The organism is Halomonas sp. THAF12 (assembly GCF_009363675.1).
Classification (GTDB): Bacteria; Pseudomonadota; Gammaproteobacteria; order Pseudomonadales; family Halomonadaceae; genus Halomonas; species Halomonas smyrnensis.
Window position 1 is genome coordinate 193483 of record NZ_CP045399.1, and the last position, 14550, is coordinate 208032.

General features: G+C 66.2%; 14 protein-coding genes. 5 read left to right on the top strand and 9 right to left on the bottom strand.

The features are described 5' to 3' along the window. The 3 genes from FIU88_RS00860 to FIU88_RS19090 are packed head-to-tail and all read right to left on the bottom strand — an operon-like array spanning position 1 to position 1761. The gene (locus FIU88_RS00860) at positions 1–894 is read right to left on the bottom strand and encodes a metal ABC transporter permease (RefSeq protein ID WP_016854048.1); all 894 of its coding nucleotides are present in this window, start codon (positions 892–894) and stop codon (positions 1–3) included. Continuing rightward, the gene (locus FIU88_RS00865) at positions 878–1612 is read right to left on the bottom strand and encodes a metal ABC transporter ATP-binding protein (protein WP_016854047.1); all 735 of its coding nucleotides are present in this window, start codon (positions 1610–1612) and stop codon (positions 878–880) included. The genes FIU88_RS00860 and FIU88_RS00865 overlap by 17 nt, the downstream gene beginning before the upstream one ends. Continuing rightward, positions 1612–1761 (bottom strand): hypothetical protein, encoded by a 150-nt coding sequence (locus tag FIU88_RS19090; protein WP_172977630.1) that lies wholly within the window; start codon positions 1759–1761, stop codon positions 1612–1614. The genes FIU88_RS00865 and FIU88_RS19090 overlap by 1 nt, the downstream gene beginning before the upstream one ends. Before the next feature lie 244 nt (positions 1762–2005). On the opposite strand from FIU88_RS19090, the gene FIU88_RS00870 reads away from it, so the two are divergent. Further along, complete coding sequence (locus tag FIU88_RS00870) at positions 2006–2557, top strand: outer membrane beta-barrel protein (protein ID WP_152477839.1); 552 nt, start codon at positions 2006–2008, stop codon at positions 2555–2557. 93 nt (positions 2558–2650) lie between these two features. Here the strand turns inward: FIU88_RS00870 and FIU88_RS00875 are convergent, their stop codons facing one another. Then, the gene (locus FIU88_RS00875) at positions 2651–3655 is read right to left on the bottom strand and encodes an aldo/keto reductase (protein ID WP_152477840.1); all 1005 of its coding nucleotides are present in this window, start codon (positions 3653–3655) and stop codon (positions 2651–2653) included. Positions 3656–4081: 426 nt separating this feature from the next. On the opposite strand from FIU88_RS00875, the gene FIU88_RS00880 reads away from it, so the two are divergent. Then, the gene (locus tag FIU88_RS00880; RefSeq protein ID WP_152477841.1) at positions 4082–5599 is read left to right on the top strand and encodes an SIR2 family protein; all 1518 of its coding nucleotides are present in this window, start codon (positions 4082–4084) and stop codon (positions 5597–5599) included. Positions 5600–5740: 141 nt separating this feature from the next. Here FIU88_RS00880 and FIU88_RS00885 read toward each other — a convergent pair whose 3' ends face one another. Next, positions 5741–6673 (bottom strand): glycerophosphodiester phosphodiesterase, encoded by a 933-nt coding sequence (locus FIU88_RS00885; protein WP_152477842.1) that lies wholly within the window; start codon positions 6671–6673, stop codon positions 5741–5743. Between the two features lie 174 nt (positions 6674–6847). Here FIU88_RS00885 and FIU88_RS00890 point away from each other — a divergent pair, with 174 nt between their 5' ends. Further along, positions 6848–7462, top strand: coding sequence for a DUF4202 domain-containing protein (locus FIU88_RS00890; protein ID WP_016856226.1), 615 nt, complete (start codon positions 6848–6850; stop codon positions 7460–7462). A gap of 57 nt (positions 7463–7519) precedes the next feature. Here FIU88_RS00890 and FIU88_RS00895 read toward each other — a convergent pair whose 3' ends face one another. Then, a complete protein-coding gene (locus FIU88_RS00895; RefSeq protein WP_152477843.1) occupies positions 7520–9061 on the bottom strand; it encodes an alkaline phosphatase in 1542 nt (513 codons plus the stop codon). Between the two features lie 193 nt (positions 9062–9254). On the opposite strand from FIU88_RS00895, the gene FIU88_RS00900 reads away from it, so the two are divergent. Further along, a complete protein-coding gene (locus FIU88_RS00900) occupies positions 9255–9512 on the top strand; it encodes a hypothetical protein (protein WP_152477844.1) in 258 nt (85 codons plus the stop codon). A 277-nt stretch (positions 9513–9789) separates the two neighbouring features. On the opposite strand, the gene FIU88_RS00905 is transcribed toward FIU88_RS00900, so the two are convergent. From FIU88_RS00905 to FIU88_RS00915, 3 genes are all read right to left on the bottom strand, one after another. Further along, a complete protein-coding gene (locus tag FIU88_RS00905) occupies positions 9790–10842 on the bottom strand; it encodes a C45 family peptidase (protein ID WP_152477845.1) in 1053 nt (350 codons plus the stop codon). A gap of 110 nt (positions 10843–10952) precedes the next feature. Next, positions 10953–12209 (bottom strand): dicarboxylate/amino acid:cation symporter, encoded by a 1257-nt coding sequence (locus FIU88_RS00910; protein WP_152477846.1) that lies wholly within the window; start codon positions 12207–12209, stop codon positions 10953–10955. 106 nt (positions 12210–12315) lie between these two features. Further along, positions 12316–13065, bottom strand: coding sequence for a dienelactone hydrolase family protein (locus FIU88_RS00915; RefSeq protein WP_172977631.1), 750 nt, complete (start codon positions 13063–13065; stop codon positions 12316–12318). Positions 13066–13305: 240 nt separating this feature from the next. On the opposite strand from FIU88_RS00915, the gene FIU88_RS00920 reads away from it, so the two are divergent. Then, positions 13306–14520, top strand: coding sequence for an ABC transporter substrate-binding protein (locus tag FIU88_RS00920; protein ID WP_152480085.1), 1215 nt, complete (start codon positions 13306–13308; stop codon positions 14518–14520). The last annotated feature ends 30 nt before the right edge of the window (positions 14521–14550 follow it).

Below are 14550 nucleotides of genomic sequence, written 5' to 3' on the forward strand. Positions count from 1 at the left end.
TCAGTGGTCGGCGGTCGGCGCGTTCAGCGGCGCGGCGCGACGGCGATAGCGGGCGGTGAGACTGTGCTGGCGGCCGAACAGGGCCGAGGCCACGTAGGCCACGCCGGCCATCAGGATGATCGCCGGGCCGGAGGGCAGGCTCAGGTGATACGACAGCAGCAGGCCGCCGGCGCTGGCCACCATGGCCACGCCGATGGCGATGACGATCAGGCCCTCCAGACGATTGCTCCAGAAGCGCGCGGTGGTGGCCGGCAGCATCATCAGGCCCACCGCCATCAGGGTGCCCAGCGTCTGGAAGCCGGCGGTGAGGTTGAGCACCACCAGCCCGAGGAAGAGGCCGTGCACCAGGCCGCCGCGCACGCCCTGGCCGCGCAGGAACAGCGGGTCCAGGCATTCCACCACCAGGGCGCGGAAGATCACCGCCAGCGACACCACGATCAGGCTGGCGATGCCGGTGATCAGCAGCAGCGCGGTGGAGTCCACGGCCAGGATCGAGCCGAACAGCACGTGGGTCAGGTCGACGCTGCTGCCGCCCAGCGACACCATCATCACCCCCGCGGCCAGCGAGATCAGGAAGAAGCTGGCCATCGCCGAGTCCTCGCGGTGGCCGGTCATCTGCGACACGCTGCCGGCCATCACCGCCACCAGGACCCCCGAGAGGATGCCGCCGAGGCTCATCATCGGCAGCGAGAAGCCGGCGAACAGGAACCCCAGCGCCACGCCGGGCAGGATGGCGTGGGACATGGCGTCGCCGATCAGGCTCATGCCCCGCAGCATCAGGAACACGCCCAGCGGCGGCGCGGCCAGCGACAGCGCCATGCCCGCCACCAGGGCGCGCTTCATGAAGCCGTAGTCGAAGGGAGCGGCGAGCCAGGCGTCAAGCAGAGCCAGCATGGGAAACCTCGGGGAAATCGAAGGGCAGGCGCGGGGCGCGGGCCGGCTGGCCGGCGTTGTACTCCAGCAGCGCCTCGGGGCTGACCCAGCGGCCGTGGCCGCCGGAGAGCATCAGCACGTCGTCGGCCAGGCGCGAGAGCTGCTCCATGTCGTGCAGCACCACGATCAGGGTGGCGCCCTTGGCCGCCATGTCGCGCAGCACGTCCATCAGCACCTCGACGGTCTCGGCGTCGACGTTGGCGAAGGGCTCGTCGAGCAGCAGCAGCTCGGCCTCCTGCATCAGGGTGCGGCCGATCAGCGCGCGCTGGCGCTGGCCGCCGGAGAGCTCGCCGAGCTGGCGGTGGGCCAGGTGCGAGATGCCCAGGCGGGCCATGATCTCGCGGCCGCGGCGATAGTGCGGGCCGCAGTAGCCCTTGAAGGCGCCGTGGCTGGGCCAGGTGCCGCTCATGATCAGCTCCTCCACGCTCATCGGGAAGGAGAGGTCGAGGGCCAGCTGCTGGGGCAGCCAGGCGCGGCGTTCCTTGGGCACCTGGCTCTCGACGCGGCCGGACACCGGCGTCAGCATGCCCATGATGGCGGCGATCAGGGTGCTCTTGCCGGCGCCGTTGGCGCCGATCAGCGCGGTCACCGCGCCGTCCTGGAAGCGGCCGTCGAGGTGCTCGAGCACCGTCTGGCCGCCGCGGGCGAGCTGAAGGTCGTGCAGTTGCAGGCGTGCCATCAGGCGAAGCCTCCCGTGGCCCAGGCCACCGCCAGCCACAGGATCGCCAGCGGGGCCGCGACCAGCAGCAGCCGGCGCGGGGCGGACAGCGACATCAGCGAGAAATGGCAGGGCCCTTCGGGGCGATGGCGATGGGAGCGATGCGCCATGGTGATACATCTCCGCGAAAGTGGCATGCGTTATAACATAACACTAGAGGGGCTCGCCAGCGCCGCATCCCGCGACTGGCGCGGCATCGACGCCTGCGCGGCGCGGGGCCCCTGAATCCTGGCAACCTGGCGCCACCCCGGGCCCGCCACGGGCGGCGGACACCGCACCGCCCGCGACCTGACCCGGCGGCGGCCGGCGCGCTACACTACGCGCCCCATCCCGTGTCGAAAGGAATCGAGAGATATGTCCCGCAAGACGCCCCTGCGCTCCCTGCTCGCCGCCACCCTGGCCACCGGCCTGGCCGTGACCGCCGTGCCCGCCTTCGCCACCGGCGCCACCGGCCTCTACCTGGGCGGCGGCCTGGGCCAGATGCACGGCGATCACGACTTCGACGACGAAGCCGACATGGTCAAGCTGACCGCCGGCTACAGCGTCGGCTGGCTGCCGTTCCTCGACCTGGGCGCCGAGCTCGGCTACGTCAACGGCGACAGCCTGAACGGCGAGGTGGACGGCCGCTCCGGCACGCTGGACGTGGAGGCCTTCGAGGCCATGGGCGTGGCCGGGCTGAGCTTCGGCCCGCTGGGCGTCTACGCCAAGGCCGGCCTGGCCGACTGGGACGCCGAGCGTCGCGGCCGCGGCCTGACCCGCGACTATTCCGGCACCGATCCTGTCTACGGCCTGGGCGCGCGCTTCGAGCTGCTCGACCTCACCGGCCGCGTGGAGGTGGAACGCCTCGATGCCGACGAGATCGGCGATATCGACATGGTCACCGCCGGCGTCGTCTACACCTTCTGACCTGACCGCGCCGCCGTGGCGGAATGACGCGGGGCACGCCGATGGCGTGCCCCGCGTCCTGGTTTCCGCTTGCTGTACCCGGGCCGGGCTCCGTCAGGCGCCGAATTCCTCGGTGTCGACGTCCGCCTGGGCGGCCGCACCGTAGCGGCCGCCTTTCACCTGATCGGGCGTCAGCAGGGTGTCCAGCCGGGCGACGGTCGCGGCGTCCAGGCGCAGCGATGCCGCCGCCAGGTTCTCGCGCATGTGCGCGACGGAGCGCGAGCCGGGGATGGGGAGGATGTCGTCGCCCTTGGCCAGCAGCCAGGCCAGGGCCAGCTGGCCGGAGGTGGTGTCCAGCTCCCGCGCCACGGCCTTGAGGTCGTCCAGCAGGCGCAGGTTGTGCGGGTAATGCTCGGCGCTGAAGCGCGGCATGCTGCGGCGCATGTCGCTCTCCTCCAGGCGGGCCGGGTCTTCCACCGCGCCGGACAGGAAGCCCCGGCCCAGCGGGCTGAACGCCACCATCGCCGTGTTCGACTCGCGGCACGCGGCGATCAGCCCGATCTCCGGATTGCGCGTCCACAGCGAATACTCCGACTGCACCGCGGCGATGGGGTGCTCGGCCCGGGCCCGGCGCAGGGTCGCGGCGGACACCTCTGACAGGCCCACGCCGCCGATCTTGCCTTCCTCCACCAGGCGCCCCAGCTCGCCCACGCTCTCCTCGATCGGCACGCGCTTGTCCCAGCGATGCAGGTAGTAGAGGTCCAGGTGATCGGTGCCCAGCCGCCCGAGGCTCGCCTCGCACTGCCGGCGCAGCGTCGCCGGGCGGCCGTCGATCACCTTCTTGCCCTGCTCGGGGTCGATGGCCATGCCGCACTTGCTGGCCAGCAGGATCTCGTCGCGCCGGCTCGCCAGCGCCTTGCCCACCAGCGACTCGTTGGCCGTGGCCCCGTAGAGGGTCGCGGTATCGACGTGGCGATAGCCCATGTCGACGGCCGCCTGCAGGGCGCGCACCGCCTCGGGCTCCGGCATCGGGCTGCCGTAGCCGTGGGAGAGGTTCATGGCGCCCAGGCCGATGCGGGGCGAAGCGACGTCCTTGAGGCGAGCGAACACGGTCGACATGGAGACTCCTCGTGGGGGGTATGGCTAAGAGAGGACAAAGCGGAAGCGAGCATCATGCCGGCTCAGGCCTGGTTGATCCACTGGGCGGGGACATACGATGACTCCGGCACCGATCCGGTCTATGGCCTCGACGCTCGTCGAGCGGCTCGATCTCCCCAGCTGCATCGAGGTGGAACGCTTCGACGCCGACGAGATCGATATGGTCACCACCGGGGTGGTGTATACCTCCTGACGGCTTGGTCGTTGCTGGATAACGCGGGGTACGTGTCAGGCGTGCCCGGTGTCCGAAGATTTTTCATACCGCTCAGTCTTATCATGGAGCGAATTTATCCTGACTGACTATATTTGTAGTGGTTAATCATGGCGCCGATATTTTATACTCATGCCATAAGTACGATTTGGTTTTAAAACTTTTCGGGGGCGCTTGTGAGCTGTATTGAGCAGTTGTCTGATGAAGCCAAGAGCGGGCTTTTTTCAGCCATTTTTTCTAAAAATTATTTTTTGTGGATTGGGTCAGGATTTTCGTACAACTTTGGTTTTGGAAGCTGGGATGAGGTTTTGAATGAAGTTGGGAGAGAGATTGAGTATCCGCTGGAGATAGATGTCGGTAACCCACTTAAAGCAGCTGAGCTTTTGTGTTCATTTTCCATGTATCATCATGGTTATGATGAGTATGCATTTAACTCTTTGGTTTCTAAGTCCCTGCTGGATAAGAAAAAAGAGGGAGTCTTTCCGTCTTGGGTTAAAAAATTTAGTGGTTTTGCTCCTAATACGATTGTAACCACGAACTGGGATGATCAGCTCGAAGAGATTTTTGATCATTTGTCAAATGTGGTTGTGAGAAAAGATCCATCTCCTCAAGTGTCTAATAATGGTAGGAATATTTTTAAAATACACGGAGATGTAGGTCGTCCACAAAGCATTGTGGTGACGCAGAGTCAGTATTTCTCTTTCCAGAGGGAGGATACATATCTTAATAGAAAAATATATACTCTGTTTTCAGAAGCTTCACCCGTTTTTCTAGGTTATAGCCTTACTGACCCTAATATTAGTTTTCTTTATGACGAAGTGTATGCACATCTAGGTGAGCAAAAGCCACCAGCTTTTATGGTTGTGCATCCTTCAGTTGAAGACAAGGTTCTAGAAGAGTCTAAGCTGCTTTTTCAGGATAAAAATATTCATATCATAATAGCTGAGATTGGGGAGTTTTTGGAAGATCTTTCTGAAGAGTATAAAGAGTACAGAAAGTCGTCCCATAGGTTTTTTGAGCAACATAGGAATATTGAGGCTAGGCTCAGGGATCTGATAGGTCTAGTTCTTAGTAAGAAGTCGATAAGAAATGATGATATCCTAGGCACATTTGCAAACAGAGATTCTAGACGGCAGGCTGTAAGCGCTTTTGTTGAAATCTTGTCTAACCAGGTTTTATATAAGGAGTTTGGTGGAGAGCTCCTTTCCCCAGAAAATCGTATTTCGTATCGCGAGATTGATCAGATTATCCAGATTATAATTTGCATGACTAACGAGTCTGGCTACCCAGACCTTGATACGAGAGAAGTTTTCTACAAGTCAGTCATGAAGTTGTGTGCCAAGTCGGATGGTGTGTGGGATTTTTACAGCGCCCGTAAGCCGTTTATGAATATTTTGCGGATATCGCCAGGCTTGGAGAGTGAGATTTTTGAAGGACGCATAGATCATATTGTAGATGTGCTTCGCTGGTCATCTCCAAACGAGATTGGGAAGTGTTGGGCAACCTGGGAGGAGTTTTGCAATAAGGTGCACTGGCTAACAGAGGACGATATTGGTGAGATTGTTAATGAGCTGAGTGGGTCTGGAAGATTTCCTTTTAGGAAATCAGATCGTTTTTGGCTTGAAGAGATAAAGAAGTCTAAGAGTTGCACGGAAATGCAAAAAAGAAAGATTGATGGTTATCTGAGAACCTAATATAGTGAGCTATGGAGAGTGTTTTTTTGAGTTTTTTGTTTGCATGAGACTGTTGTCGCTTTAGAAAGGTTTCACATTTCAGTTTCCGCCGGAGAGAGTCATCACACACAGCCCTCTCCGGCTTTTCCTTTCCTGCCAGCCTTACTCCACCAGCCCACTCAACCGATCCGGGAAGTTGGTAAACATCCCGTCCACGCCCCAGTCGAGCAGGCGCTGCATCTGCTCGGGATCGTTGATGGTGTAGGGATGCACCAGCAGGCCGTTCTCGTGGGCCTGCTCCACGAAGCCGGCGTCGATCACGTCCTCGCCGTCGTAGACGACGTTGGGGCCGATGCCCACGGCGTAGTCGGCGATGGCCTGGAAGTCGGCGTCGGTGATCTCGGCGGGCGGCGGGGTCACGCCGGTCCATTCGGTCAGGCCGCTGCCGTCCTCGGCGGGGGAGTACCACACCAGCTGCACCAGCGGGATGTCGGCGTTCAGCTCGTGGACCTGCGCGAGGCTGTCCTGGCTGAACGACTGGATCACCACCGAACCGGAGGCCACCAGGCCTTCGGCCTCGAGGGTCTCGACCAGGGCGCGCTGCAGCTCGGGGTAGCGCTCCGGCGACTTGGTCTCGATGTAGTAGCGAACGTCGCTGCCGTAGCGGTCGATCACCTCGTCGAGGGTCAGCAGCTCGGCGCCGGCGTAGGCGTAGGCGTCGTCGGCGTGTTCGGGGTGGGCCTGGTTGAACCAGCTGCCGGCGTCCAGCGCCTTGAGCTCGGCCAGGGTGTGGTCCTTCACCTTGCCGCTGCCGTCGGTGGTGCGGTCCAGGGTGTCGTCGTGGATCACCATCAGCTCGCCGTCGGCGCTCATGTGCAGGTCGAGCTCGAGGTAGTCGGCCCCCATCTCGCGGGCCTGCTGGTAGGCCGGCCAGGTGTGCTCCGGCGCATGGCCGCTGGCCCCGCGGTGGGCGATGATCTGGAAGTCCTGCAGGTCGTCGAGCTGCTGCTGGAGGGCGTCGGCCTGGGCCGCGAGCGGGGCGGCGAGGCCGAGCGCCAGGGCGGTGGCGAGGGGAAGGCGGATGGCGATCGTCATGGGAATCCTTTTATTGAATGACCGTGCAATAACGTAGCGCGCCTGGCCCGAGTGAGCAAACCGCCGTCGAGGCGCGGGCTGTCAACGCTGTCTCGACATGCTTCCATGGGAAGATGACCGTTCGATGCCAGCCATCACGCTTTCATCCCCCTGCCATCACCACGAGGAGACACCATGAGCGATTCGTCCCCCTGTTCGTCCCCCGGTTCGTCACCCTATGAGCGGACCCAGGCCGCGCTGGATGCCCTGCACGCCGAGGACCCGCGCCGGGTGGAGGTGGCGGGGGAAACGCTGCCGCTGGAGCTGTGGCATGCGGGGCGCATGAGCGACTGGCTGAACGTGCTCGACGAGGCGCCGGACGAGCTGGTGCGCCTGGCGGTGCACAACCAGCACCTGCAGCGCTGGCAGGTGCCGCGCGGCGACTATCCCGAGGGCCGGGTGGGCTACCTGACCTGGCGCCGCGACCAGGGCAAGCGCGCCGGCGAGACCACCGCCCGGGCGATGCGCGAGGCCGGCTACGCGGAGGAAGACGCCGAGCGGGTGGCGGCGATGATCCGCAAGCAGGGCCTGGGGCGCGACGCGGGCACCCAGGCGGTGGAGGACTGCGCCTGCCTGGTGTTCCTGGAGAACTACTTCGCCGATTTCTCGAAACAGGTCGATCACGACCACCTGATCCGCATCGTGCAGAAGACCTGGAAGAAGATGTCGCCCGGGGCCCACGAGCAGGCCCTGGCGCTGCCGATGAGCGACGAGGCGCGGCGGCTGGTGGAGGAGGCGCTGGCGGGCTGAGCGCCGGCCCGTCGACACGGGGGCGCCGCCGCCGGCATGCCGGCGGCGGCGCAGGGCTCAGGCCCGCTGGGGCTCCAGCACCTGTCGATGCAGCGACTGGCCCGCCGCGTCCTTCAGGGTCACGGTCAGCGTCTCGCTCTCGCCGTCCAGGTCGACCTGGCCGAAGAACTGGTAGCCGTCGGAGGGCGGCAGGTTGGCCTGGCCTTCCGGCGGGGCCTTGTGGAACACCACCTCGGGGCCGAAGGTGGCGTCGAGCTCGCCGGGCCCGAAGGTGCCGGCGTGCAGCGGGCCGCTGACGAACTCCCAGAACGGGGCGAAGTCCTGGAAGCTCGCGCGCTCGGGCGAGTAGTGGTGCGCCGCGGTGTAGTGCACATCGGCGGTCAGCCACACCACGTTGTGGATATCTTCATCGCGGATCGCCTTGAGCAGCTTGGCGATCTCCTGCTCGCGGCCCAGCGGCTGGCCCGGCTCGTCGTTGGCCACGGCCTCGAAGCGATCGCCGTCGCGCACCACCAGGCCGATGGGCATGTCGGAGGCGATGATCTTCCAGGTGGCGGTGGAATCGCGCAGCGCATTCAGCAGCCAGCGCAGCTGCTCCGCGCCGAGCAGGTCGGCGCCGCGCGCCTGACGGTTGCGGTCGTTGGCGCCGCGGAAGGTGCGCATGTCGAGCATGAACACCTCCAGGCCAGGGCCGTAGGCGAAGCGGCGGTGGATGCGCCCGGGCGCCTCGGGGCGCTGGCGCAGCGGCATGTGCTCGAGGAAGGCCTGGCGGCCGCGGGCGGCCAGCAGCGAGGCGTTCTTTTCGGTGTAGCGGTCGTCTTCCAGCAGCTCGCCGGGATACCAGTTGTTGGTGGTCTCGTGGTCGTCCCACTGGGCCAGCATCGGCACCTCGGCGTTGAAGCGCCGCACGTTGGCGTCCAGCAGGTTGTAGACGTGCTGGCCGCGGAACTCCTGCAGGGTCTCGGCCACCTTGAGCTTCTCCGGCGTCACCCGGTTGCGCCACAGGCTGCCGTCGGCGAGCTCGACGCTCTCCTCGAGCGGGCCGTCGGCGTAGACGGTGTCGCCGGAGTGGATGAAGAAGTCGGGGCGCTGGTCGAGCATGGTGGCGTAGGTGGTCATGCCGCCGCGCGCCTCGTCGATGCCCCAGCCCTGGCCCACGGTGTCGCCGGACCACACGAAGCGCACGTCGCGGGGCGTCTGCGGCGGCAGGCGCAGCCGGCCGGTGACCGGTTCGCTGATCGCGCGGTGGTCGCCCAGGGCGGCGAAGCGCACCCGGTAGTGCACCTCGTCCATGCCGCCGAGCCCGGTGGCGTCCAGCTTCGCGGTGAGGCCGCCGGTCGGCAGCGCCTCGGGGCCGTGCAGCCGGCGGGCGGCGCGGAACTCGGGGTTGTCGGCGATCTCGAGCAGCATCCGCGCCGGGCGGTCGACCCGCGACCACAGCATGGCGCGGTCGGCGAGCATGTCGCCGCTCATCACGCCGCCGTCGACCATCGGGCGCCGGCCCTCGGCCAGCACGATGCCGGGGGCGACCAGGCCGGTGCCCAGCGTGGCGCCACCGGCCAGGCCGAGCTTGAGTACGCCGCGTCGCGTCATGCGCATGATCCGTCTCTCCTCAGGGGGGGACCCCTGAGGATGACGGCGGTCGATGACGCCGGCTTGGCAGTCGTGTGACACCGCGGCGACCCTGATCCGCGTCATGCCTTCGGTGCCCGCGCTTGACAGATCGCCCCCTCCTTCCCCATATTTGCATTTGATAATCGTTATCATTAAATGGCTCTATCGGGAGGGTGACATGGCCTATCACATCCGAGCGGCGTCTCGCGGTACCACCCCCAGCCTGCAGATCTGCGATGTCAGCGCCTGCTCGGTGCGCATGGCCTGGCAGCCCTGTATGGCGTCGGGCAAGGAAGAGGACGAGGCCGAGCTGGACGCGCTGCGTCGCGATGAGGCCATCGCCGAACACCTGCGCCGTTTCCTGCGCACCACCGAGCGCTACCTCAAGGGCGAGCTGAACGAGGCGCCTCGATTGGGCGCCTGGCGGCGTGTGTGAAAAGTGTCTGCGCTCGGCTATACGGCGTTAAAAATCGGCTCGTGCGCGAGCCCGGTCAAAGTCCTCATTTACAGCTCGTAAACTCCGGCTTTTGACTCGTGACATCCTGTCACTCGCTCTTCGAGCAGCGGAGCTGCCCAAATCGGCAATCCCTGCCGATTTGTCGCCGATTTTTGCCTTGCGACCCACATGGAAGTGGGAAGTGCGTTGGCCCGTAGGGAAAGGGCCTAGCGCTAGCCTTCGCTCGACGACTTTTCAGCTCTAGATGAGCCGGCGCTCAGGCGTCGCCGAGCGTCACCGTCAGCGTGTCCTCGCTCTCGCAGGGCTTGCCGTGGCGCAGCACGAGGCGCCGCTGGCGCAGGTTCATGACCACCGCGAACAGCGTCTCCATGCGCTCCTCGGCCGGCTGGTCGGGGTTGAAGTGGCGGCAGATCGAGAGCGGGGCGTTGTCGTGGTCGGCGAGCATGGCGAACAGCGCCTCGGCGTCGACCGCCGCGCCCAGCGGCAGCCGTTCGCGCAGTAGCTGGTCGATGCGGCTGAGCCGGGTGCCGGAGTCCGGCCGCGGGAAGTCCTCCACCTGGCAGGTGGCGGTCTCGGCGTAGAGGTGGTTGGTGTGGGTGACCGCGCCGCCGCGGGGCTCCAGCACGCCGGGCAGGCCGGGATGCACCTCGAAGCCGGCGGAGCGGCCGTCGCCGCTGGCGATCAGGAAGTGGGCCGGGGAGCAGACCCGGTCGCGGGTGACCACCCGGGTCGCCGCGTCGAACGACTCGGCCTCGAGGATCTTGCGCAGCGCCACGTGGATCGGCAGCCCCTCGCCCAGGGTCCGCGAGCGAATGGCGTTGAGGCACACGCCGACCCCGTGCTCGTTCAGGCCGATCTTGGCCACCATCCCCGCCTCGCCGACGCTGACCAGCCGTGGCGCGCCCGTCGGGCGCAGCTCCATCGCCACCACGTTGTGCAGCTGGTCGCTGCGCCAGTCCCAGTTCTGGGCCAGCCACTGGGTGCCGTCGCGGTTGATCGAGAGCGCGGTGCAGCCGCCGCTGGCCTGGGTCAGCGAGATCTCGCTGCGGCAGTTGAGGGTGAGGATGTCCTCGAGATCGAGCCCGGCGCCGCGGGCGATGCCGGCCATCTCGTCGAGCATCTCGGGGAAGCCGCGTTCGATCATCGGCACGAAGCGCTCGGCGACGCGGCGGGCCTCGGCCCAGCGCAGGCCGACGAAGTCGTGGAACAGCCGGTCGTAGACCTCGAGGCTCGAGGTGATCAGGGCGGCGTGGGTGCGGCCGTGGGCCTCGCCGATCTCGGCGCGGGAGCCGGAAAAGACGCTGAGCATGATGACCTCCAGAGCGAGAGAGGGAATGCGCTCAGCCTAGCAGGGACGAGAGGGGCGCCGGGCGGAAGCCTCGCCCGGCGCCCCGTGTCCTGCCGAATGGCGGGAAGTGCTCAGCTCTTGCGCGTGGCGTTGTAGACGCTTTCGTCCAGCTCGCCTTCGCTCTTGCCGACCAGGGTGGTGACCATCAGGTCGCCGGCCACGTTGACGCTGGTGCGCGCCATGTCGAGCAGGCGGTCGATGCCGGCGATCACCGCGATGGCCTCCAGCGGCAGGCCGATCTGGGCCATGACGATGGACAGCATCACCAGGCCCGCGCCGGGCACGCCGGCGGTGCCGATCGAGGCCAGGGTGCCGGTGACGATGATCATGCCGTAGTCGGCCAGGCTCAGGTCGACACCGATCAGCTGGGCGATGAACACCGCGACTACGCCCTGATAGATGGCGGTGCCGTCCATGTTGATGGTGGCGCCCACCGGCAGCACGAAGCCGGACACGCCCTCGGAGACGCCGAGGTTGTTGCGCGCGCAGCGCAGCGAGACCGGCAGGGTGCCGGACGACGAGGCCGAGGAGTAGGCCACCACCAGGGCGTCGAGGATGCCCTGCAGGTAGCGCAGCGGGTTCAGCCGGCCGAGCAGCGCCAGGAGCCCGGAGTAGACCAGCAGCACGTGCAGGGCGCTGGCCAGGTAGGCCACGCCGATCACCTTGGCCAGGGGCAGCAGCACCTCGAGGCCGTAGCTGCCCGCGACGTGGGCGATCAGGCCGAACACGCCGATCGGCGCGAAGGCCATGACGATGTTGGTCAGCTTGACCATGGCCTCGGCGAAGCTCTCGAACACGCGCACCACCGGCTCGCCCTTGTCACCGATCAGGGTCAGCGAGATGCCGAGCCCGATGGCGAACACGATGATCTGCAGGATGTTGCCGCTGGCCAGCGCATCGATCGGGTTCTGGGGCACCAGGTTGACCAGGATCTCGCGCAGGCTGGGCGCTTCCTTGGCCTCGACGGCCGAGTCGAAGCTCATCTCCAGGCCGGTGCCGGGCTGGAACAGCCACGAGGCGAACAGGCCGATGGCGATGGCGAAGGCCGTGGTCAGCAGGTAGAGGGCGATGGTGCGGGCGCCGATGCGGCCCATCTTCTGCGGGTCGCGCATGGCGGTGATGCCGACCACCAGGGTCGAGAACACCAGCGGCACGATCAGCATCTTGATGGCGTTGATGAAGATATCGCCGAGCGGCTTGAACACGCTGGCGTCCTCGCCGAGCAGGGCGCCGGTGAGCACGCCGAGCGCCAGGCCGGCGAGGATCTTCTGCCACAGCGGGATGCGCCGCCAGAGGCCGCCGCCGGCGGACGTCGTGGAATCGGACAAGGGGATGGCTCCTTTCTGTTATATCGGCTCTTGGTAGCAGGAAATCATGCCGGAGCGCGATTCTACAGAAAGGAGAGATTAAAAACTTGCGTAAGTGCGGCAGTGACTACTGCCGCGGCAGCACCTCGTCGAGCAGCGACAGGAAGGCCGACCAGGAGCGCTCGTCGGCGCGCTGCTGGTAGCGGTCGCTGTCGAAGACGGTGAAGGCGTGGGGCGCGCCGGAGTAGATCTCGATCTCGTAGTCGACTCCGGCGTCTTCCAGCTGGCGCGACAGCGCGGTGACGTCTTCCAGCGGAATCGACGCATCGGCGCCGCCGTGGGCGACGAGGATCGGCGCGGTGTCGTCGGCATAGCCCTGCCCCTCGGGGGTGGCCAGGCCGCCGTGGAAGGTGGCGTAGCCGTGCACGTCCTCGGCGGCGGCGCTGCGTGCCAATTCCAGCACCACGGCGCCGCCGAAGCAGTAGCCCATCACCACGGTCGGCATCGCCGCGCCCCGGGCGCGGGCCTCGGCCAGCCCGGCCAGGGTCAGCGCGCGCATGCGCTCGCGGTCCTGGTAGAGCTTCGCCGTCTCGGCCTTCTTGGCCTCGGTTTCCACCGGGCGGTTGCCCTGGCCGTAGAGGTCGAGGGCGAAGGCGTCATAGCCCCGCTCGGCCAGCATCTCGGCGCGGCGGCGCTCGTAGTCGGTCAGGCCGTCCCAGTCGTGGATGATCAGCACCGTGCCGCGGGGTTCGTCGTCGGCCGGCGCGAAGTACCCGGTGAAGGCCTCGTCGTCGACGCGATAGTCGATCTCGCGGCCGTCGGCCTGGGCGGTGCCGGCCAGCGCGGCCAGGGTGAGAAGCGTCAGCGGTCGTATCATGCGGTCCTCGGCGATGGTGGTGTGAGGGCCCTCAGTATAGGCGCCCGAGCGAGGTCAGCGTTGAAGCGCCCGTTCGAACGCCGATGTATCCGAAGCGGCGCTTTGACATCAAAGGCTTGGAAGCCGCTCGGGGCCGCCCAGCGTTGGCAGCCGCGGGTTGTGTTTTGGGCGTCGGCCTTCCAGATTGGAAGGGTGTGATTCGCGCAGTGGATGATTCGAGCAACCAGAGCGAGACCAACAATCATGAAGAAACGCGTTCTAGCATCGGCGGTGGCCGCGACCACCCTGGCCCTGTCCGGCATGGCACAGGCCGAGGTCAAGATCGGCTTCCTCGGCGGCTTCACCGGCGGCATCGAGAGCCTGACGCCGCCGATCTTCGACGGCGCCAACCTGGCGGTGGAGCAGATCAACGCCCAGGGCGGGCTGCTGGACGGCGAGGACATCGTCATGCCGACCGGCGACACCACCTGCTCCGACGCCTCGGCGGCCTCCAACGCGGCCGACCGCATGGTCAACACCGAGCAGGTCACCGCCATCGTCGGCGCCCTGTGCACCGGCGCCACCGTGGCCGCGGCCAACAATGCCGCCATCCCGGGCGGCGTGACCATGGTCTCGCCGGCCTCCACCGCGCCGGCGGTCACGGAACTGGACGACAACGACCTGGTCTTCCGCACCGTGCCCTCCGATGCCTTCCAGGGCGAGATGCTGGCCAAGCTGCTGCTCGACAAGGGCATCCAGGAAGTGGCGGTCACCTACGTCAACAACGACTACGGCCGTGGCCTGGCGGACGCCTTCGTGGCCGGCTACGAGAACGGCGGCGGCATGGTGCTGGAGAACCTCGCCCACGAGGACAACCGCGCCGACTATCGCTCCGAGCTCGGCTCGCTGGCCGCCACCGGCGCCCAGACCCTGGTGGTGCTGGCCTACGCCGATACCTCCGGCCAGACCGTGGTCCGCCAGGCCTACGAGAGCGGCATGTTCACCCAGTACGTGGGCGGCGACGGCATGGTCGGCGACAGCCTGGTCGAGGCCATCGGCGCCGACGTGCTCAACGGCATGATCGCCACCCGTCCGGGCAGCCCGGAGCTGCCGGGCACGGCGATGTTCACCCAGCAGGCCAACGAGGCCGGCATCGACCCCAGCGCGGTGTTCGCCGCCCAGGCCTACGACGCCGCCTTCCTGCTCGGCCTGGCCATCGAGCAGAACGGCAGCGCCGACCGTGAGGGCCTGAACGAGGCGCTGCGCAGCGTCGCCAGCGCCCCGGGCGAGGTGGTCCTGCCCGGCGAGTGGGAGAAGGCCAAGGAGCTGATCGCCGCCGGCACCGAGATCAACTACGAGGGCGCCTCCGGCACCCACGAGTTCGACGACAACGGCGACGTGCCGGGCGTGGTGCAGGAGATGCTGGTCGAGGACGGCACCTTCACCATTCAGGGCTACGTCGACGCCGAGGAGTAGGCGCCTCAAAGACGGCGATAAAGAAGCCCC

What these genes read in the sequence shown, in the direction of transcription:
- FIU88_RS00915 (WP_172977631.1), bottom strand. Translation starts at nt 13,065, where the DNA reads ATGATACGACCGCTGACGCTTCTCACCCTGGCCGCGCTGGCCGGCACC.
- FIU88_RS00860 (WP_016854048.1), bottom strand. Translation starts at nt 894, where the DNA reads ATGCTGGCTCTGCTTGACGCCTGGCTCGCCGCTCCCTTCGACTACGGC.
- FIU88_RS00895 (WP_152477843.1), bottom strand. Translation starts at nt 9,061, where the DNA reads ATGCGCATGACGCGACGCGGCGTACTCAAGCTCGGCCTGGCCGGTGGC.
- FIU88_RS00885 (WP_152477842.1), bottom strand. Translation starts at nt 6,673, where the DNA reads ATGACGATCGCCATCCGCCTTCCCCTCGCCACCGCCCTGGCGCTCGGC.
- FIU88_RS00875 (WP_152477840.1), bottom strand. Translation starts at nt 3,655, where the DNA reads ATGTCGACCGTGTTCGCTCGCCTCAAGGACGTCGCTTCGCCCCGCATC.
- FIU88_RS19090 (WP_172977630.1), bottom strand. Translation starts at nt 1,761, where the DNA reads ATGGCGCATCGCTCCCATCGCCATCGCCCCGAAGGGCCCTGCCATTTC.
- FIU88_RS00865 (WP_016854047.1), bottom strand. Translation starts at nt 1,612, where the DNA reads ATGGCACGCCTGCAACTGCACGACCTTCAGCTCGCCCGCGGCGGCCAG.
- FIU88_RS00870 (WP_152477839.1), top strand. Translation starts at nt 2,006, where the DNA reads ATGTCCCGCAAGACGCCCCTGCGCTCCCTGCTCGCCGCCACCCTGGCC.
- FIU88_RS00905 (WP_152477845.1), bottom strand. Translation starts at nt 10,842, where the DNA reads ATGCTCAGCGTCTTTTCCGGCTCCCGCGCCGAGATCGGCGAGGCCCAC.
- FIU88_RS00890 (WP_016856226.1), top strand. Translation starts at nt 6,848, where the DNA reads ATGAGCGATTCGTCCCCCTGTTCGTCCCCCGGTTCGTCACCCTATGAG.
- FIU88_RS00900 (WP_152477844.1), top strand. Translation starts at nt 9,255, where the DNA reads ATGGCCTATCACATCCGAGCGGCGTCTCGCGGTACCACCCCCAGCCTG.